We start from the raw sequence: 19077 nt of genomic DNA, 5'->3' as shown, positions 1-19077 counted from the left end.
CTTAGAACTCCCACCACTCTTTCGGTTTTTTGTAACCTTTCAATTCTAAATATCCTTTGGATGACTTTTTTTGGATTGGATCGAAAGCTTCTACTCCACCTTCCCAATAGATTGTAGAAGTTGTTTTGGTTCCATCAAACTCTTGTTCATTGAAAAGTGGGGAAACAATCCATTCCCCTCCTGGATATTTGATTTTCCAGTGGAGTGGATATTCTATTTTTGTATTCGGACTTTTCCAAAAAGATCCTATAGTTTCCATTTTGACCTGGCCTGGCTCCTTCCAGTAAGTAGTTTTTCCTTCTGGATTTCGATAGGTTCCAAAAACCTCTGGAGTTACTATATGCGATTCTCTAAACCGAAAGAATACATAGTCACCACCTAAAGAATCCGACAAACAAATCCAATCCCAACCGGTTTCCCCTGTGGCAAGAGTAGGAAGGGACTTAGAATTTTTTTCGTTCCATTCATGATCCATCCAAGAATTTCCGGATAGAATGGTTTCTCTTTTCCCATTCATAAAAAGATTTCCTGTTGTTTTGAGTCTGGGATAACTATAATAATATGAAAATATATTTGGATTTCGATTGGATTTGATAGAAACCCCTTTATCACCATGTACCAAAATTTTTCCATTTCCTTCCAATTCCAAATCCAAACTCAAATCTTTCGATTTGGATTGAGCTTTGATATGAAATTTATCTTTGGAAATTATCTCCAAATGATAATCCCCACTATAAATTGTTTTTTCTGAATAACCCGCAAGATCACCTATCGTTCGTTTAATGGTTTGAGAATTTTTATATTTTTTAGAAGAAAAATCGGAGATAGCAAAATGAACAGGAAAAATCTCAGGATTCCAATCTTTATCATCAGAAAACTTTAGGCGAAAAAAAGACAATTCATACCCGTAATGGTTTCCTGATTTTGATTCAATATGTCCAACAAAGTAACACCATTCTAATCCAAAATCAGGATGAAAACTATGATCTACTGGAAAACTAAAATGAAAAAAACAAAGGGATAGAATTAAAAGTTTGATTCTATTCATCAGGTAAAGACTCCCACTTTTTTTCAAGTGGAAGGATGTGAATGTAAGATGGATCAATTCGTTTCATCTTTTCGATGACATCTTTCATTTTTTTCTTTTGGTTTAACTTTCTATATACTTGCGCTAAGTTATATAAGTTCGATAATTTGGAATCGTTAATCGAATGAGCTTTTTTCCATTCTATTTCCGCTTTTTCAAACATTTCCATTTGGTAATAACAATAACCAAGAACAGAATGTGACTTAAAATGATTAGTTTTGAATTTATTATAAGATTCTAACAAACGAATGGCTTTATCAAAATCCCTACTATGAGCAAGAGCTTTTCCATAAGAAAGTTGTGTGTCTAGTTCGCGAGGTAAAATCTGATGTGCCTTTTCATAAAAACTGACAGCATCTTGAAACTCTTTATTAAGATAAGCTTCCTCCCCTTTAGCTTTAATGAGATTGAATTCAGGAAGTCTTGGGGACAACTGAAGTCCAAGAAGAGTGATATCATCCATTGGATCTGTACCCATAGTAAATTCTTTATGGGTTGTTAGGATAGTTTCCACTGTATCTTGGATGGATTTTCCAGCACAAGTTTCTATGATTTGAATGAGTTTCGTTTCTCCAAACGCAAGACCTTTATCATTTTCTGCTTCAATCAAACCATCAGTGTACAAAAACAATTGGTCTCCAGGCTCTAATTGGAGTTGGAAATCTAAAAAGGTTTCACCTGCATCGGGAAACATTCCGAGAAAAGTTCCATCTCCCTCACAAATTTCTGCCCTACCAGTTTTAGCTCTAAATAAAATCGGGCGAGGATGGCCGGCAACAGAATATAAAACCTTGTAGTCATCATGGATTAAAACATAAACACAAGTTGTATATCCCTGTTGTTTAACCAAATCCAATAACTCCCGATTGATGAGTTTGAATATTTCGGAAGGTTTTGATTTTTTAAAATTGGAAAACAACAGCTTGGATAATGCGGTAATAAAAGCTGCCGGAACTCCGTGCCCAGAAACATCACAAACAGCCACTCCCAGCTTATTCATGTTATATGGAAAGTAATCATAATAATCCCCACTCACTTCTTGCATAGGAGTAAAACCAGTCCAAAACTGGATACCATTCCAATCGGGGATGATTTCTGGAATGAGCCCTTTTTGGATGTTTTTAGCAAGGCGTAGATCCTTCGCCATGGAGAGTTGTTTTTTTTCCAACTCCTGTTTGAAAGATTTTAACACTTCAACGGCCGCTTCTAAATCTCGGTTTTCAATAGCAAGTTCCCGAGACCTTCGAACCACATCCTTAACGTCTACAATGGATATTTCTTCCAATTGTGAATCCATTCGCGAAGTGACCATCACTCTATGTCTGTTAGTGATATCATCTTTTGTCAAACGAGAACGAGACAAAAACAATTTGTCTTCCAACCAATCCATCTCATATTCATTAGAATCTGTTCCAAATACAATATCCTCACCTAACTCCTTGTGAGACATGTGGATTCCAAAAAGTTTGGTTTTTGTCATTCGGATTTTAAATTCTTTAAGTTCAAAAAGTACGGCAAGACCATTGAGCATACCTTGAAAAAAAACGGCATCATACCATTTCTCTTGGTATTCAGGTAAATAATTAAATACAAAAATTACTTTTTGATCGGCAATGGGTTTTACGTTTAAATATACAGCACGCGTTAGTCGACCTATTAAAATAGGTAACCTTTGAATCATCTCCACCAAATCAATTCTTGAATCGTCCAAAGGAAGTAAATCATACGCATTGGTAATCAAACTTTCCGTTCCAAGATGGTATAAAATCCCAGAAATATCGAGTGATTGGGCTATGATTTGAATGATTTTATCTTCCAAATCTTGAGAGATCCAATAATTGGGATCTTTCAGAATTCGGGTGTAAACAGTATCTTCTAAAATTTCAGGAAATGGGTTGGTTTGTCGCGATAAACGGTTCTCTCGTTGGTAAACTTGAACCAGTCCGGAGACACGTTTTGATGATATTTCTCTTCCTGCGTGCAGTGGCAAAACCCTCACCGATGGTTTCCTTTCGGTAGGAGAAAAATAAATTTCAATCGATCCCTAGGCAATAGATTTTTCAATGGAGATATGATTTGGTATCTTCGTGTCTTCGGTGTTTTTGTTCTGGTTTTCGCGTTTGCCGTATTCCGACAAAGTAAAACTCAAGAGGAACGGACCTGGGATGTCACAATCAAACCAGAACAAGTACAAAAGATTCTTTACGATTCCTTCCAACCAAAATCCTTTCGCACACCAGCGGTAGGAGAAACCTGGGAATCTAAAGTAATGGGAGAAACGGTAAAATGTACGACAACCATTGCAAACAATCTGGGTAAATCGGAATTCCAAATTACTGCAGAAGGTTTTAAACACTACCAGAACCTAAAAGAATCCTACCGGTGGGAAACCATTCAGAACGGCGTTCGCATCTATGGAACCTGGGAACTGGAAACAAATCCAAACCTTCTTTCCAAACTTCTATTTCTATTTTTTAGCAATGCAGATTTAGACCACATTGCTTCTGGAAAACAAAAACTATTCTAAGATTTGGACTTTGTGCTTTCGAGTAGAACTGTTGCCATCACCATCACACCCTCACTACGACCAAGAGAACCCATTCCTTCGGAAGTAGTGGCTTTGATCGAAACACAATCTAACGGTAATTTGGTGATACTTGCCAAAGAAGCATTGAGTTCGGCACGAATAGGACTGATCTTCGGGTGATCTCCCACGTAAGTACAATCGACATTCACTAGTTTAAACTTTTTTTCAGCAATCAAATCTAAACATTTCTCTACAATACGAGAAGACTTCATGTTTTTATACTGCGGGTCTGTGTCAGGAAAGTGTACACCAATATCACCGAGAGCCAAAGCACCTAGAATAGCATCGGCGACTGCATGTAAAACCACATCTGCATCACTATGACCAAGAAGGGCAAATTCCGATTTTACCTCAACACCCGCAAGGACCAGTGGGCGAAAGGGTTCATGGATTAACTGATGAAAATCGATTCCGTTTCCAACTCTAAACATAAATCCTACTTTTTATAACTCAATTCTAACATACGATTCACAGACTTTTGCGCCAGTCGAATCACTTCTTCATCCAAAAAGATTTCAAACTGTTCTTTTAATAGAGCATCTCTCACTTTTTCTAAAGTGATTTTTTTCATATGAGGGCAAGTTTGACAAGTGGATACAAATTCTTTTTCAGGAAACTCAGCGCGAAGGTTATCACCCATCGAACACTCTGTCACTAACATAATTTTGTTGGTTTTACTTTGTCGAATGAAATCCACCATTTGCGAAGTAGAACCAGAAAAATCAGCTTCTTTTACTACATCTTCATGGCATTCTGGGTGAGTGATCACAGTTAGATCACCAGAAAACAGTCGTTTTGCGGATTTAATATCTTCAGGAGTATACATTTCATGTACCATACAACGGCCAGGATGAGAGATGATGGTTTTTGTGGTATGATTACGAACATTCCCAGCCAAATATTCGTCCGGCAAAAAAATTACAGTATCTCCTTCCACTGCATTGACTATTTGTAATGCATTAGCAGAAGTACAACAAACATCGGTTTCTGCTTTTACTTCCGCCGAACAGTTGACATACGTAACCACAGGTACACCAGGATATTTTGCTTTGAGTGCTTTCACATCCTCTCTAGTGATGGCTTCTGCCAAAGAACATCCAGCTTTCAAATCTGCAATGAGCACTCTTTTTTCTGGCGATAGGATTTTAGCAGTTTCTGCCATAAAATGAACCCCATTAAAAAGGATCATATCGGCTGTTGTTTCCTTTGCCATTTTGGAGAGATACAAAGAATCCCCAATAATATCGGACACACCCCAAAACACGTCAGGTGTCATATAATTATGTCCAAGGATCACCGCGTTTTTTTCTTTTTTGAGACGGTTAATTTCTTCCGTTAAAGGAATGATCCTTTCTTCAATTTCATGAGGAAGATAAACAGGATTTAATTTTTGGACCAATTGGTCTTTAGTTACCAGTGACATATAACACTCCTTAAGTGAATATTAAAACGGATCGGAACGAAGCATAGTATCTGTTTCTCTAAGTCCAGAATCCGTTGGTGGAACTTCATTTTCCAAAGATCCACATTTATTGAATGCCTCACGCCAAGATAGTTCCGCTTGAGAGGTCCCTGTTCTTTGGACTCTTCGGTAATCAGAATTAGAATTAAAAGAACTTTGGTTACAAGCCTTGGCAATATTATATGTTAGATTTGTTTTTGTAAAACAATCAAAGTATAAAATGGCAACGGCATCGGTATTCAATTCCTGTGGTAAGATTTCTCCTTTTAATTTAGAAATCAATCCAGAACAGACAGTCAAACTAGAGTCCGCAGTAGCCACACAATTTGATTCCGATAAAATAAATCTTTGACAAGCGGAATTGATAGCGTTCCCCTGCGATAGGATCGAACTGAGTAATTCTGTTTCAGAATCCTCTGCTGATTCTTGTTTACAACCATTTGCCCCAAAGACAATGCCCACAAACAAAAAGAAAATCACCACCTTCCTTCTCATCCTGATTCTACTTTCCCTCCTTTTGGGTGGTCTTGTCTATTTCCTTTTTCGGAAAAAAACGAACCCTGATCTTAAAGAATCTTCTTATGATTCCCGTTCTGAGGTCTATTGGCAGAGGTTACAAAATCGCCCCGAGGTTCTACAACGACCCGGATATCCATCTGACTTACGCGATTTTTTAGAAACCCTCCGAGGCAAAGAATCCTACCTTTGGAATGGAGAGCGAGACCAAGTTTATGCCTACCTACTAGAAACCTATCCGGATGAAAGGGGCCACGTGCTCTATGCGGTTTATGTTGCTTTTATGAATTGGAAGGAAAAAACTATAGAGTTGGAACAAAAAGAAGGACTTTCCTCCTACGAAAAACTAACAGCTGTGAATCGTATTTCAGAAGAAATTTTTCCTCTTGTCTTACGTAATCTTCTTTTTCCAAAACACCCCACCGCTCCACCCGTTTGGCTTCTTTCTTACCTAGAAGATTATGTTCAGAAAAATCCCTACAGTTATTCGAGAGAAAGGAAACGAATTTTTCTTAAGAAAAAAACAGAACTTTACCAAAAAGAAAAATGGGAAATCCAAGCCTGGGAAAGCCCTATGTTTTTTCGCCAGGTCGTCGACTTGGTTTACGCAAGAGAATTATTGGAAATGTCCGAAGAGGAAAGAACTTCTTATCGCAGTGCAAAAGTAGAGGAACTGAAAGTCGATTTTTGGAATTGACAAGTCACTTTGTATCCCCCCTTATAAATGGGGTTATGAAACAAATTCTTTTCTCGTTTCTCTTAGTAGGATTCTTATTCCAATGCAGTAGCAGTCCAAAACGACTCGACAACGCTGATGATTATATCTCCGACTCAGGTGGGCTCACAAGCCAGGAATTGGTGAAAGCGGCAGATAAACTGGCAGGCCAAATTGGGGATTACTTTAAAGAAAACCCACACGAAGAAGGAGTCTTCGTTGCCCACTTCCCTACTCGTAACGATACGTCAGAACAAATCCAAACGGAACTTTTTGACAACGCCTTTGTTTCCAAACTCATCAAAGGGAAAATTTATACAGTTCGTACAAAGACGAGAGAGCAGTCACTCAATGAAATCCAGTTCAGTTTGTCCGGGCTCACTTCCAACAGACTTTCCATTGGAAAATTGAAGTCTCCCAACTTCTTCGTCCGTTGCGAAATCAACGAAAACATGTTTACCTCTGATGGAGAAAAAATCGTAGAACAGTCCATCAACATCGAACTTGTGGAAGTGGAAACTACGATCGCTGTTTGGTCAGAAAAAGTTTCGTATCGCAAACTTGCCGTTCGCGGAAATAAAGGGGTTAGCTGGTAATCCCTGCCCATCATTCCATGAAAAAAACAATTCTCTTTCTTTCTCTTTTTATCCTCGGTTGTGCCAGTGATTACAACAAAATCATCAAAGCAACCGAGTCGGCATACTATGGGCAAGATTATGATTCTGCCATTCCTAAAATTAGAGAACTCTATGAAGGTTCTTCTAGTAAGGACAAACTTCTGTTTTTGATGGAAGCAGGTATGATCTTTCATACCAAGGGAGATTACGTAACCTCCAATAAAGTTTTCAAAGAAGCCGAAGATATGGCAGACAATATCAAAGTCAGTATGACGAGGTCAGGATTATCGTTTATTTTATCAGATAACGAATCCAATTACACTGGTGAAGACTTTGAAAGAGTAATGATTAAGTTTTACATTGCGAACAATTATCTCCTTCAAGGAGATACCAATAACGCAAAAATTTATTTCAGAAGACTCGATTTCGAATTAAAAGAAATGCGCTTTTTGGCTGCTGAGTATCGCCAAAATAACGCAGCAAGACTCATTGATGCCTATGTCTCCGAAAAACTAGGTCGTTATAATGATGCTCGTGTCCAATATAAAAACATGGAACAACTCATTGGAAAAAGCCAAAACCTAGTTGCCGACAGATATCTGTTAGCTGTTAGGGAAGGAGATTCCGGTGATCAAAATAAATATGCGGCAGGCCGTTCCAGTCTGCAGGCCTACAATAGTTCCATGCAAAGAACTTCCCCTGAAAATGAAAAACTTTCCGAGGTCATCATCATTCACGAAGCGGGCAAGTCAGCAATCAAAATGTCACGAGGAAAACTCATGGAAGATGAGTATTTTGCCGTGGCACTCCGTGGTGCAGTGGAAATTGGATTACGTTCGAAAGGTGCAGGTGCTTCTCTTGCAGGTGCTGTCGCTGCTTTGTCGGTTGCAGAAAACCCTATTCCCATTTATAAAGAAAGAGATCCCAAAGGTTCTCTTCCAAAAAAATATTACATCAACGGTGTGGATGTTGGTTATTCGGATATCATGAATAATTATTCAGAAACCGCGATGAATAACTTCAATGAAAGTTATAAAACTCTCATCACCAAGAACTTAACATCTTTATCATTAAAAATAGTCGCTGCTGTGATTGCTTCAGAAGCAATGGCTCGTGCTATTGAATCTGGTGGAAAAAACAAAAATAACGATTTGGTTTCTACCCTCATTCGGGTGGCGGCAGGTGCGGCTGCGGGACTTGCTGTTTCACAAACCATTGCCCCTGACCTCCGCTGTTGGAGGACCATTCCTGCCAATTTCCAAGTGAAACGGATTCTTCTCGCTCCAGGGGAATACGACTTTAAAGTAGAATCTCCAGGATCGGTTGTGACTGCGGCTCCGAAAAAACTCCTTGTCGAAGCCGACAAACCTTTGTTTGTTTCAGTGCGTTCTTATTCGAACTAACCTAACCAACTCATTGATTTGACTGAACAACTTTACAATGAAAGAACCAACCGACCACTGACTGGCATCTAGTTTGTCGATTGGTCGAAGCTTTTATTTAATCGTTCTTTCTTCTTAAAAAAGCAGGGATATCGTAGTCCTCTCCGTAGTTCTGAAAAGGGGAGGATTGTTTTTGCGAAGAAAATCCTCGATTCGATTGGCGGATGCTTCGAATGGAATCTTGTTCCTTGCCAAATCCAGAGTCTTTTTCCTCATTCTTTCGAATGTACACCATAGGAGAAATGGATTCTTCTGAACCCACAACCTTCTGCTCTCTTTGGTATTGTTTTCCTTTTTTAGCAAAACCTGTGGCAATCACGGTGACTCTAATTTGATCCGAAAGGGACCCGTCTTCATTCAGTCCAATGATGATATTGGCATCTGGATCTGCTTGTGCAGTGATGATTTGGGAAACTTCATTCCATTCATGAATGGTAAGATCCGTCCCACCGGTTACATTGATGAGGAGGGATTTGGCTCCTTGGATGCTAGAATCTTCAAGAAGAGTATTGTTGATGGCTTGTTCTACAGCTTCACTCACTCTGGTTTCCCCGCGGCCTTCACCAACACCTAAAATTGCATCTCCAGTGTCCTTCATAATGGTTTTTACATCAGCGAAATCTACATTGATGATTCCTGGATGGTTGATAATATCACTAATCCCACGAACACCATTTAACAAAATATCGTCGATCACTCGAAATGCCATATCCACTGGAGTGTTTTTATCCACTACCTGAAAAATAGAATCATTACGAATGGTAATGAGTGTGTCTACATTCGCACGGAGTTGATCGATTCCAAGTTTCGCAAGTTCGGCTCTTCTTTTTCCTTCAAAGGAAAAAGGAACAGTCACCACACCGACAACTAAACATTTCATTTCTTTGGCAATGGCAGCAATGATAGGAGCAGCCCCTGTTCCCGTTCCGCCACCCATACCTGCAGTAACAAAAACCATATCTGCACCTTTTAGGGCCGATACAATTCGTTCTTTGTCTTCAAGGGCTGCCTTTTCTCCAAGTTCTGGATCACCACCAGCACCCATCCCTCGAGTTACTTTGTTACCTAACTGAATTTTGACTTCTACTGGAGATTTTAATAATACTTGTTCGTCGGTATTCATCACGATAAAGTCAACACCTGTCATTTTAGCATGAACCATACGAGTGACGGCATTCATTCCACCGCCACCAACTCCAATGACTTTGATAATTGCAGGGCTTGTTTTTTCTTCTTCTAGGTACAACATCGACATATCCTTAGAGATTATTCTCCATCCAACGACGAACCTTCTTCATCCAACCGTCTGAATCAGATCCGGAATGCATGTTTCTTTGTTCTAAGTTTTGTATTTTTGAACTATATTTAATCAGACCAACAGCAGTGGCATATTCAGGTGATGAAATTTTATCCACAAGTCCACTAAGACCTGCTGGTTTTGCACGACCGACTGACAAACGTAATACTTCTTCAGCAGTGGCTTCAATTCCTTGTAAAAGAGAGGTTCCTCCCGTTAGGATGACTCCTCCCGCCAAACTAGATTTAAATCCTGATCGAACCAGTTCGTGATCAATCATTTCTAAGATTTCACGAACTCTTGGTTCTAAAATTTCTACAAGTTCCTGACGGAAAACCGAACGAGCAGGCCTACCCGAAATCGAAGGAATTTCGAATTTTTCAGTGGGATCCACCATATCAATCCGTGTATGACCATACCTTTTTTTAATGACTTCCGCTGTTTCGACTGTGGTTTTTAATCCAATGGAAATATCGCTTGTGATATGGAATCCACCAAAAGGAACTACTGATGAAAAAGCAATTCCCCCATCCACATAAATAATGATGTCACAGATTCCGGCACCGATATCAATGACAGCCGTTCCCAAATCCTTTTCACCTGATGTTAAGATCGCCTCGGAAGAGGCAAGACTAGATAACACCCGGTCCATTTGCAAAAGACCAGCTTGTTCTACACAACGATCAATATTATTGAGAGCCGTATTTCCACAAGATACAATATGTACTTCTGCTTCTAAACGAACCCCTGTCATTCCAATAGGGTCTTTGATATTCACTTGGTCATCAACTTTGAATTCTTTAGTAAGAACATGAATGACTTGTTGGTCGTTTGGAACGTGTACTGCTTGTGCGGCTTCCACTACACGCATAATATCAGTTTCAGAAACAATTCGTTCTCTGTTTGTCACAGCGATGATTCCTTTTTCATTGAATCCATACACTGACTTTCCAGAAACATTCACAACTACAGCATTCACTTCTTGACCGGCCATAAGCTCGGCATCACCAAACGCCTCTATGATGGACTTAGTTGTTGTTTCCACATTGACAATGGAACCATTTTTGATACCGGCAGAAGGGTATACTCCCGTACCGATAATTTCGATTTCGTGATCTCCCACTAGTCGTCCAATAACAACTTTAACAAGAGAGGATCCCAAATCCAAGGCCGTTATGATAGGTACGTCATCATAGCTCATACTAATGGTAAATTGCGTCCTCACCTCTTAAATCTATGGAAACTGCTTTTACAGATTCTGCTTCCATATAAGCTAAGGATGCATATAATTTGCGAAATACATTCAACTCTAACTTATCACCTAAGTATACTTTGATGGAGTTTGGTGATTTTAAATACACGGTATAATTGCCATCACGTTCAGCGACAAGTTCCGAAATTCTGGATTTAAGTGCGGGGTAAAGGGAAAGAGCATGTCGCATTTCTTTGGTGATATCAAAAATCTGTCTGCCTTCTAGTTTCTGCTCCCCTACTGTGAACTGCCCGCTAATCACAATGATATGGTTAGCCAACACCTGATCTCTGGAAAGTATCTCCAGATCTTCATCCACTTCATACAGGGAATTTCCTACATGTATGACAAATTCGGCGACTTTCTCCTGTATGTTGATAATCAAAAAACCATCGGGATCTCTAGTGATTCGCACCTTCCGAATTCTTGGATGGTTTGAAAGTCGTTTCTCCCAATCCTTCCAATCCCCGATCGTGGGTGATTCGGGATCCACTCCCAAATATCTAAGAACCAGAGGAGGAGAAAGAGCGACAAGCCCTTCCCATTCCAAACGATCCACCGGTTTCACGGGCCTGCCCCAACGAAAGATAAGTCCAAGAGCCACAAGGCCGACAAAGACCAAAAGGATAGGAACTACACGCCCAAATCGTTTTTCTTTGATTTCCTGGGGAGTGTCAACCATATATTGATTATGTCACATAGTTAGGTTGTTTGGAAAGCATTAATATCATTAGGAAATTGAGAGGGTACAAAAAAAGGCCAGGCGAACCTGACCTTTCTCACAAATCTCAAACTGGCGTTTGGGACTGATTAGTTTTGTGCTACCTGCATGGATGCTTGGCTTAGATCCATAGAGATAGTGCGGTATTTTTTAGCTTCTTTTTCAAGAGCCTCAGCACGACGAAGTAGTTCACTTCTTTCGTTCATTTGGCTAATTGCTTTACCGCCACGAGTAGATCCTGCTCTGTCACGAAGTGCCTGAGCCATCTCTACTTTTTCTTTTGCGACATTCGCTAGGTATTCCGAAACGGCAGATTTTTGCGCCGGAGTTGTTGCTTGGTCAATCATAGCAGACTCCAAAAGCTCCAATCTTTCGTTTGTATCTAAAGCTTGGAGATTTGCGGTTGCAAGTCCGAAAGCCAAGATCCCTGTTGCGATAATCTTTGTTGTTTTCATGTGATCCTCTCTAGAGTGGGAACCTCTTTTTCCGATTCCCTTTGTTTATTCTATGACTCTAGAAAACTTCTCGTTGCGATTAAATTCAATCGGAAATTATGAAGAATGTGCTCAGGATTTGCCAAAATCAGGAAAAAAAGACGAATTTAGATTAATATTAATCAATTGCCGATTAAATTTAATCAAATGGCCTCATAATCAAGGCCTAAACGAGAATCTCGGGACCCTTGGGGCATAAAAAAACCCTCGCGAAGGAGGGTCTTTTCCAAAAATCCAATACCTGGGGAGGTTTTGGATTAGTATTTTGTCTTGGTATAACTCAATTTTTTATTGAGGATGATGTCCACATTGGTCACTTCTCCCGGTTGTACGTGAATTTCCGAATTCTCCAGCTTCATTTCTTCCATGAAACTAGCTCGGATTTCGTATTTCCCTGGTTTTAGGTTGGTGAACCAAAAGTATCCATCTTTGTCAGTGGTAACTTTGAAGATTTGGTTTGTGGAAACCACTGTCGGCATATAAATCGGGTGTTTTTCGATCGGGTTGTCCAAGGTTTTGAAAAACACGCGGCCTCGAATGGCACCGAATCCATCCATAGAATTAATGGCATCTACAGTCACAGTCTGCTTCGGAAGCACTGCAGTGGCCGTTTTGTAGATTGGATACTTGTCTGCACGGATTTCAATTTGGTGTACTCCCGCAGGAAGGTTGTCTATTTTTACATTGTAGATATCTCCCTGAATGAGAGTTCCATTTTTGGTCACCGAACCCCAAATTTTTGATTTCTCTGTTGTCACTTGGGATGTGTATTCCTGATCATCCACAAGAACTTTGATGGATCTTACTTTATCCTCAGCAGGCGAAGATTTTAATTTCCCTTGTTTGTTGAGAAGGTCATAAGGCGACTTTGTAGCCGCTCCCCCGTAAGACTTGTCTTTGATGATGGAAGTTCGGATGAGGATACTCCCCGTTGTGACTGAAGGTGGGGCTGGTGGTTCCACTTCTGTAATGGGTGGGATGACCACTGTGGTTTCATTGGCCGGTGTTGGTTCTGGCTCTGGTGTTACAACCGGAGGTGTCGTTGTGTTGTTGTTTGGTGGTGTTGTGTTTTCCACCGGTGTGATCGGCACGTTAATGACTACGTTTGGTGGTTTTGGTGGAGGAGTTTGTGGTTTCGGAGAACCAGACAAAAAGATCCCGGCGGCATTCCCAGAAACTTGTGGAGTTTGTTCATGGTTGAATTGGCGGGCCATTTTCACCGTTTCTTCTTTGGCAACAAAGAAGGCTTCGAGGGCTGTGACCACACTGTCTTTGTTTAAATCCCCTTTTTCTAGAGCATTTCCAAAGTTGTAAGTAAAGATCCCATGGTTGATGGTCCCTCCTACTTCAATCGAGGTTTGGTCATCGTCGGAAGAAGAAATGACAGCTTTGTCTTGGAAAAAGTAATCTTCCGCGTTTTGGCGGACAACCCCATCATTTCCTTGGGCAATCGGGATCTCAGCTGCCCCGCGGGTATTTTTCCCTTTTTTGGCAATCCCTCCTGAATAACAGCAGTCCATCACAAGAACTGTCTTTTGGGATTTGATATCGGTTAAAAATTCGTTCAATTCCTCATCAGAAATATGAGGGCGGTCGTAACAGATAAGATAGTTACGCATTCCGTTTTTTGCTTTCGCATCTTTCATATACATTCCGTGGCCGGAGAAGTATAAAAAAACAGAATCCTCTTTTCCTACAACTTTACCCAATTGGGAGATCGCGTTTTTTACATTATCGCGAGTGACCATGGAACCTAACAAGACTTTGATATCCTTGAAGTTTCCTTTCTTTTGGATTTTTTCTTTTAAGAAAGTAGCGTCTGCTTCACAGAGATTCAACTCAGGGATTTTGGCTGTGTTCCCTTTGTAATTGGTTCCAATGAACAACGCATAACGGTTCTGCCCGAACACCGGTAAACCGATGAGATAGGCCGATAGAATACAAACTAATATGTTTCGAAACGAAAACATGATTGGGTTTCCTCTTATCCGGATGGAGTGCCTCATTCTCCAACATCGGAAATCGGAAATCAATTGGATTTTTATCTGGAATGCAAAAAACGGAACACTTGAGGAAGAACAAATTTGAGAAATTCTTCGTTTACCCGTTTTTCTCCCCGGCAATCGTAATGGATATTATCTACAAACCGATCATTTGGATAGGAGGAATCCGGAAAGAAAAAGAGTCCTGCATCTGGATTCTCTCTAAAAAAAGTTTTTAGATCCGCCAGTAAGTCTTGGGATTCCCTAGATTCTTGGCCATCCTTCATCCAAGGCATATAAATCATTCCAAATTGGATTCCTTGTGAACGAGTGTATTCAATCAGTTCTTTTAATACAATAAAGTCTGGTTTGTGATATACATAAGGTTTTGGGTTGGTTCGTTCTGCATCCAATTCCTTTTGAATCAACTCTTTTGAAAATAAAACAAGTTCTGGTTTCAAACGATTGGAGATATTGTATTTTCCAAAGTGACGATTGATTTGGTCTTCAATGGTAAAATTGTCTTCTAATTGGGAGGATGCAGGTTTACAAAGTCCTGCTTCCACATTTTCGCAGGATTCACAAAACAAAGATCGTTCTTTGTAATTTTTATCAACCTTCCAATTGGTTTGGCTGAGTGCGTTACGAATGGCACCGTGGAACCGATAGGATTCATAGAGCAGTGGTGTTGCTTTAGACAGAATAAACAAACGTTCCACACCAGAGTATTGTTCGGAGAGTTCTGAAAATGTAAATTGATGGAGGTATCTATGACCAAAAAATTCCCAAAGGATTTGGTTTGCGTCTTCTTGTTTGCCACTATAACTGATGATATTGGTAGGTGTGGGAGTACGAAAAAAGTTTTTTTGAATTCCTTCTTGCCATCTTCGGTTCAAATAAGTAGAGATGGATTCGTTTTCTTTTACTGATTTACCATCAGGATCATATAACGGTGGTCCATATCCCGTAGAATATAGTTTAGGTGAAGCAGCAAACAAAACCATTTTTGGTTTAGCATTTCCTTTCTTTAAATACTTATCCAAAAAGAAACGATAGTACTTTGGGCCCATGGCAGGCAAACTATGATTATAAACAGAATATTCAACACCAGATTCTTTCGAATAACCGGCGAGTGCCATTGATCTCGAGTCACCTAACACAATGATATCGGCTTCACCTTTGCCGGATTCTACAAAGTTTTTCTTTAGGTTGACAAAGAAAATTTCCGGTTGTTCCAAATAGTGGATTCCTGTGAATCGAACTACAAGTTCCAATACCAAAAACAATAAGAGGGTAATCCCAATTCCTAAAAATTTAGAACGCAAAGTAGATTACCTCCTTTCCAAAAACTCCACGAGTAAGAATGAGAAATCCCATAAAGAATAAAACAAAAACTTGAACCAGAGGATGGGATACAAAAACCCAATATCTTTCTTTTTTAAAGTATGTAATTCCATCAATGATGAGAAGTGGTAAAAAGATTTTAAAATACTCACCAAAAAGTCCCAACATATCTTTAACGTTATTGTTTGGATTTAAGTCCCAATTCCAAACCATTAAGAATTTTTTCATATAAAGAAACATCATATTGGCATCATAAGAACGAAATCCTACGGCACTAAAAACAACGAGAGTATAAATGAGTACTCGCGAAAAAGTTCCCGAAAGAATACTTTGGATTTTTTCCCATAAGGAAGGAGGGGCAATTTCCAAATCACTTGTTTTGTCTTCTTTCTTTTTGGCAAAGGCAACTAGGTAAATAATGGTATAAATCCCTTGTAAACAACCCCAAGTGATAAAAGTCCAATTGGCTCCGTGCCAAAGTCCGGATAAAAAGAAAATAATAAATAAGTTTCTGTACTGCGCAAACTTTCCATATTTACTCCCACCAAGGGAAATATAAATATAATCACGGAACCACCGATTCAGTGTTACATGCCAACGATTCCAAAACTCTGTAGGTGTTTTGGAAAATTCTGGAGTTTCAAAATTTACCGTGAGAGTGACACCAAGAAGCCTAGAAACTCCTAAAGCAATAAAAGAATAACCAGCAAAGTCACAATAAATTTGTGTTAAAAACAAAAATCCACCAGCAAACACTTGTGAGCCGTCCATAGCTTGAATGATGTCTGGATTTTGTGTATATAGAGATTTACCGGCAAGGAATACTTGGTCTACATATGTGGATAAGTTATCTGCCACATACACCTTCATAAAATAACCAAGTAGGATATCATACAATCCTTTCTGCACCCTGTCCCAAGTTGGAAATTTTGGTTTTTTCAATTGAGGAAGTAGGTCTTGAGCGCGTTCGATGGGACCTGCCACAAGTTGTGGGAAATAATTCACAAAAAGAGCAAAGTCAAAAAAGTCACGTTCCGCTTTGATTTGTCTGCGAAACACATCGATGGTATAAGACATGGTTTGGAAGGTATAAAAACTAATTCCCACCGGCAGAATGATATTTCTTAACAAGTATGTATTCGAATCGGTGGCAGCAGTGGAACCCATCCACAAAGCCAATTGGTTCCAAGAGTCAATGAGGTTCACTGCGAAAAAATCGTAATACTTCATTGTAAATAGTAGGCCCAAGTTGGCAACAATCGAAACCGATAGATATAGGCGACGACGGATTTGGTTTTCTGTACTTTCGATGAAGATGGCAGCACAGTAGTCGATGACTGTACTAATGAGGATGAGAGTTAGAAAAAACCACTCCCACCACCCATAAAAAAAATAGGATGCTAGAAGGAGCCAAAGATTTTGTGCGCGGTAGGCCCATTTCTGTTTTCCGGCAAACCATCCGAATCCCAAAAAGACCGAATACACGACCAGAAAGAATAACAAAAAGACAAAGGTATTAAAAAGCATCGGTCTTCGTTACAATTTCCGGATCACTCGATTCTGTAAAATTGAAAAAATGAGGGTAAAATGGGGAATCTTATCGTTGACCCTTTCGGATTTACGGAAATCTTGAGAGTTACCTTGGATCTACGTTCGGAACTCAAAACCAAATTCGGTTTTTCGGAATTTCGCCCAGGCCAAGAAGAGGCCATTCGTTCTGTACTGGATGGGCAAGATACCTTGGCCATTTTGCCAACTGGTGCGGGAAAATCTCTGATTTACCAACTCCCAGCCACCATTCAAAAAAACAAACTAACTCTAGTTATATCACCTCTCATTGCTTTAATGAAAGACCAAACAGAGAGTTTGCTTGCCAAAGGAATTCCTGCTGCCTTTTGTAATTCCACTCAAGATGAAGTGGAACAAATGACCATCCTTGCCAAGTCGGTAAAAGGAGAAATTCGAGTCCTACTCGTTTCCCCAGAGAGAGCATTGTCGAATGGTTTTTTAAGAATCTTTCGGGAACTAGATTTATTTGCCCTTGTTGTGGATGAAGCTCATTGTGTTTCGCAGTGGGGACATGACTTTCGTCCGGAATACCGCCAAATCCATATTTTGCGAGAACGCCATCCTCGTCCTAATTTTCCGATCCTCGCACTGACGGCCACAGCGACTCGGAAAGTTCAATCTGATGTCCAAGCTGCCCTTGGAATGAAATCACCGAAAGTGGTGCTTTCTACTTTTTATAGACCTAATTTAAAATTCAGCGTAGAATATCCGGCGGCCGAAAGGGACAAAGCGGATCGTTTGATTGAACTATTAGAACCTTGGAAAGATGGAAGAAAATTTCCAGGTCGTGCCATTGTTTATTGTGCCACTCGGAAAAAAACCGATGAAACATATGATCTTTTAAAAGACTTCGGATTCTCTGTGGGAAAATACCATGCGGGTCGCACTGATGGAATCCGAGAACGAACTCAAAATGCCTACTCCTCTGGAAAAGTTCCCATCCTTGTAGCCACCAATGCCTTTGGAATGGGAATGGATCAACCTGATGTTCGTTTGGTGGTGCATTATCAAGTTCCTGCCTCTCTCGAAGCTTATTACCAAGAAGCGGGTCGTGCCGGAAGGGACGGGCTTGGTTCGGAATGTGTTTTGTTTTTTAAAGCGGGTGACGTGGCCACACAAGCCTTTATGTTATCAAAGGAAACAAACTTCAAAGGTGGAGATACCCTCCTCAAATACATCAAAGAATATGCAGGCAAAGAAGAATGTCGGCAAGTCCAACTCTGTTCTTATTTTGGTGAATCCATTTCTCCTTGTGGAAGTTGTGATATTTGTACGGAAGTGGGAGCCAACCTCCACAGAACTCATTTTTTAAAATCAGAAGCCGCAAAAGTTCAAAAGAAAAACGAAAAAAGAGATTATCCTCTTTCCGAATGGGAAGAAGAAACCATACAAAATTTTTTAAAGGAACATCCAGCTGTATTTGGAAAAACCATCATCGCTAAAACTCTTGTGGGCAAACGTACTAAAGATGTACTTCGATACCGAATGGAAAGAAATCCATATCACGGAAAGTTAGATGGAATTCCCGAAGAAGCAGTGGTGGCAAAACTCGAAACTTGGGTGGAAGAAAAAAAAGTTTTGGTGGCCGGTGCCAAATACCCTAAACTGTATTTACCCAATTTTGCAAAAATAAAATCAAAATTATCATCATCTAACTCTGATGAAACGAATAGTTTAAAAACAAAACTAAAAAAACCACCCACTCTCAATTCACAAATTTTAAAAGAACTCATCAACTACCGAGATAGAAAAGCAAGACAACTCAAATGGAAAAAGTTTATGGTATTTCAAAATCCTGTTCTCAAACGAATTGCGGAAAGAAAACCAAAGAACCTTTCTGAATTAGAAGCCACAAAAGGTGTGGGCCCTGCCAAAGTAGAAAGATTTGGAAATGATATCATCGAGATCTTATCCAAATGGGACTAAGATTCTAAAGGTTTTTTTCCGTACCTTTGGAACTGGAAACAGGGTTCTAGACTCTCGAATCCAAAG

Annotated in this window: 17 protein-coding genes; 5 read left to right on the top strand and 12 right to left on the bottom strand. The window is 39.8% G+C overall.

Going from position 1 to position 19077, the window contains the following annotated elements:
• Position 1: 1 nt before the first annotated feature.
• Positions 2-1048 (bottom strand): carotenoid 1,2-hydratase, encoded by a 1047-nt coding sequence (locus EHQ49_RS03455; RefSeq protein WP_135576367.1) that lies wholly within the window; start codon positions 1046-1048, stop codon positions 2-4.
• Complete coding sequence (locus tag EHQ49_RS03450) at positions 1041-3077, bottom strand: SpoIIE family protein phosphatase (RefSeq protein ID WP_244241322.1); 2037 nt, start codon at positions 3075-3077, stop codon at positions 1041-1043. Before EHQ49_RS03450 ends, EHQ49_RS03455 begins: the two co-directional genes overlap by 8 nt.
• A gap of 81 nt (positions 3078-3158) precedes the next feature.
• Here EHQ49_RS03450 and EHQ49_RS03445 point away from each other — a divergent pair, with 81 nt between their 5' ends.
• Positions 3159-3614: a hypothetical protein gene (locus EHQ49_RS03445; RefSeq protein WP_135576365.1), complete on the top strand. Its 456-nt coding sequence runs from the start codon at positions 3159-3161 to the stop codon at positions 3612-3614.
• Here EHQ49_RS03445 and ispF read toward each other — a convergent pair.
• From ispF to EHQ49_RS03430, 3 genes are read right to left on the bottom strand one after another with little or no spacing between them, the layout of a single operon-like run.
• Positions 3611-4105 carry a 2-C-methyl-D-erythritol 2,4-cyclodiphosphate synthase gene (ispF, locus tag EHQ49_RS03440; RefSeq protein WP_135576363.1) on the bottom strand — a complete coding sequence of 165 codons (495 nt, stop codon included), beginning with the start codon at positions 4103-4105 and terminating at the stop codon, positions 3611-3613. The genes EHQ49_RS03445 and ispF overlap by 4 nt on opposite strands.
• Before the next feature lie 5 nt (positions 4106-4110).
• Entirely contained in the window at positions 4111-5097 is a 987-nt protein-coding gene (gene nadA / locus EHQ49_RS03435; RefSeq protein WP_135576361.1) for a quinolinate synthase NadA, read from the bottom strand.
• A gap of 21 nt (positions 5098-5118) precedes the next feature.
• The gene (locus tag EHQ49_RS03430) at positions 5119-5631 is read right to left on the bottom strand and encodes a hypothetical protein (RefSeq protein WP_135576359.1); all 513 of its coding nucleotides are present in this window, start codon (positions 5629-5631) and stop codon (positions 5119-5121) included.
• Here EHQ49_RS03430 and EHQ49_RS03425 point away from each other — a divergent pair.
• From EHQ49_RS03425 to EHQ49_RS03415, 3 genes are read left to right on the top strand one after another with little or no spacing between them, the layout of a single operon-like run.
• On the top strand, positions 5591-6349 hold the full coding sequence (locus EHQ49_RS03425; protein ID WP_135576356.1) for a hypothetical protein: 759 nt from the start codon (positions 5591-5593) through the stop codon (positions 6347-6349). The two genes, EHQ49_RS03430 and EHQ49_RS03425, sit on opposite strands and share 41 nt — an antisense overlap.
• A 35-nt stretch (positions 6350-6384) precedes the next feature.
• Positions 6385-6963: a penicillin-binding protein activator LpoB gene (locus EHQ49_RS03420; protein WP_135576354.1), complete on the top strand. Its 579-nt coding sequence runs from the start codon at positions 6385-6387 to the stop codon at positions 6961-6963.
• Between the two features lie 17 nt (positions 6964-6980).
• Entirely contained in the window at positions 6981-8387 is a 1407-nt protein-coding gene (locus tag EHQ49_RS03415) for a COG3014 family protein (RefSeq protein ID WP_135576352.1), read from the top strand.
• Between the two features lie 97 nt (positions 8388-8484).
• Here the strand turns inward: EHQ49_RS03415 and ftsZ are convergent, their stop codons facing one another.
• The 7 genes from ftsZ to EHQ49_RS03380 form a co-directional block, all read right to left on the bottom strand.
• Positions 8485-9675: a cell division protein FtsZ gene (gene ftsZ / locus EHQ49_RS03410; protein WP_135576351.1), complete on the bottom strand. Its 1191-nt coding sequence runs from the start codon at positions 9673-9675 to the stop codon at positions 8485-8487.
• A 10-nt stretch (positions 9676-9685) separates the two neighbouring features.
• A complete protein-coding gene (gene ftsA, locus EHQ49_RS03405; RefSeq protein WP_135576349.1) occupies positions 9686-10924 on the bottom strand; it encodes a cell division protein FtsA in 1239 nt (412 codons plus the stop codon).
• A gap of 1 nt (position 10925) precedes the next feature.
• The gene (locus EHQ49_RS03400; protein WP_135576346.1) at positions 10926-11657 is read right to left on the bottom strand and encodes a cell division protein FtsQ/DivIB; all 732 of its coding nucleotides are present in this window, start codon (positions 11655-11657) and stop codon (positions 10926-10928) included.
• Positions 11658-11785: 128 nt separating this feature from the next.
• The gene (locus tag EHQ49_RS03395) at positions 11786-12151 is read right to left on the bottom strand and encodes an LIC_10421 family protein (RefSeq protein ID WP_135576344.1); all 366 of its coding nucleotides are present in this window, start codon (positions 12149-12151) and stop codon (positions 11786-11788) included.
• A gap of 296 nt (positions 12152-12447) precedes the next feature.
• On the bottom strand, positions 12448-14160 hold the full coding sequence (locus EHQ49_RS03390; RefSeq protein ID WP_135576342.1) for a caspase family protein: 1713 nt from the start codon (positions 14158-14160) through the stop codon (positions 12448-12450).
• 71 nt (positions 14161-14231) lie between these two features.
• Positions 14232-15497, bottom strand: coding sequence for a DUF1574 family protein (locus tag EHQ49_RS03385; RefSeq protein WP_135576340.1), 1266 nt, complete (start codon positions 15495-15497; stop codon positions 14232-14234).
• Complete coding sequence (locus EHQ49_RS03380; RefSeq protein ID WP_135576338.1) at positions 15487-17043, bottom strand: MBOAT family O-acyltransferase; 1557 nt, start codon at positions 17041-17043, stop codon at positions 15487-15489. The genes EHQ49_RS03385 and EHQ49_RS03380 overlap by 11 nt, the downstream gene beginning before the upstream one ends.
• A 60-nt stretch (positions 17044-17103) precedes the next feature.
• Here EHQ49_RS03380 and EHQ49_RS03375 point away from each other — a divergent pair, with 60 nt between their 5' ends.
• A complete protein-coding gene (locus tag EHQ49_RS03375; protein ID WP_135576336.1) occupies positions 17104-19011 on the top strand; it encodes a RecQ family ATP-dependent DNA helicase in 1908 nt (635 codons plus the stop codon).
• The last annotated feature ends 66 nt before the right edge of the window (positions 19012-19077 follow it).

This window comes from Leptospira perdikensis (assembly GCF_004769575.1).
In the GTDB taxonomy this organism is placed as follows: domain Bacteria; phylum Spirochaetota; class Leptospiria; order Leptospirales; family Leptospiraceae; genus Leptospira_A; species Leptospira_A perdikensis.
The sequence above is the reverse complement of the archived record's forward strand: the minus strand, read 5'-3'. Positions and strand labels throughout refer to the sequence as shown.

Coding starts and splice junctions, on each gene's coding strand:
- EHQ49_RS03455 (WP_135576367.1), bottom strand. CDS start 1,048: ATGAATAGAATCAAACTTTTAATTCTATCCCTTTGTTTTTTTCATTTT.
- EHQ49_RS03445 (WP_135576365.1), top strand. CDS start 3,159: ATGATTTGGTATCTTCGTGTCTTCGGTGTTTTTGTTCTGGTTTTCGCG.
- ispF (WP_135576363.1), bottom strand. CDS start 4,105: ATGTTTAGAGTTGGAAACGGAATCGATTTTCATCAGTTAATCCATGAA.
- nadA (WP_135576361.1), bottom strand. CDS start 5,097: ATGTCACTGGTAACTAAAGACCAATTGGTCCAAAAATTAAATCCTGTT.
- EHQ49_RS03425 (WP_135576356.1), top strand. CDS start 5,591: ATGCCCACAAACAAAAAGAAAATCACCACCTTCCTTCTCATCCTGATT.
- EHQ49_RS03430 (WP_135576359.1), bottom strand. CDS start 5,631: ATGAGAAGGAAGGTGGTGATTTTCTTTTTGTTTGTGGGCATTGTCTTT.
- EHQ49_RS03420 (WP_135576354.1), top strand. CDS start 6,385: ATGAAACAAATTCTTTTCTCGTTTCTCTTAGTAGGATTCTTATTCCAA.
- EHQ49_RS03415 (WP_135576352.1), top strand. CDS start 6,981: ATGAAAAAAACAATTCTCTTTCTTTCTCTTTTTATCCTCGGTTGTGCC.
- ftsZ (WP_135576351.1), bottom strand. CDS start 9,675: ATGTTGTACCTAGAAGAAGAAAAAACAAGCCCTGCAATTATCAAAGTC.
- ftsA (WP_135576349.1), bottom strand. CDS start 10,924: ATGAGCTATGATGACGTACCTATCATAACGGCCTTGGATTTGGGATCC.
- EHQ49_RS03400 (WP_135576346.1), bottom strand. CDS start 11,657: ATGGTTGACACTCCCCAGGAAATCAAAGAAAAACGATTTGGGCGTGTA.
- EHQ49_RS03395 (WP_135576344.1), bottom strand. CDS start 12,151: ATGAAAACAACAAAGATTATCGCAACAGGGATCTTGGCTTTCGGACTT.
- EHQ49_RS03390 (WP_135576342.1), bottom strand. CDS start 14,160: ATGTTTTCGTTTCGAAACATATTAGTTTGTATTCTATCGGCCTATCTC.
- EHQ49_RS03380 (WP_135576338.1), bottom strand. CDS start 17,043: ATGCTTTTTAATACCTTTGTCTTTTTGTTATTCTTTCTGGTCGTGTAT.
- EHQ49_RS03375 (WP_135576336.1), top strand. CDS start 17,104: ATGGGGAATCTTATCGTTGACCCTTTCGGATTTACGGAAATCTTGAGA.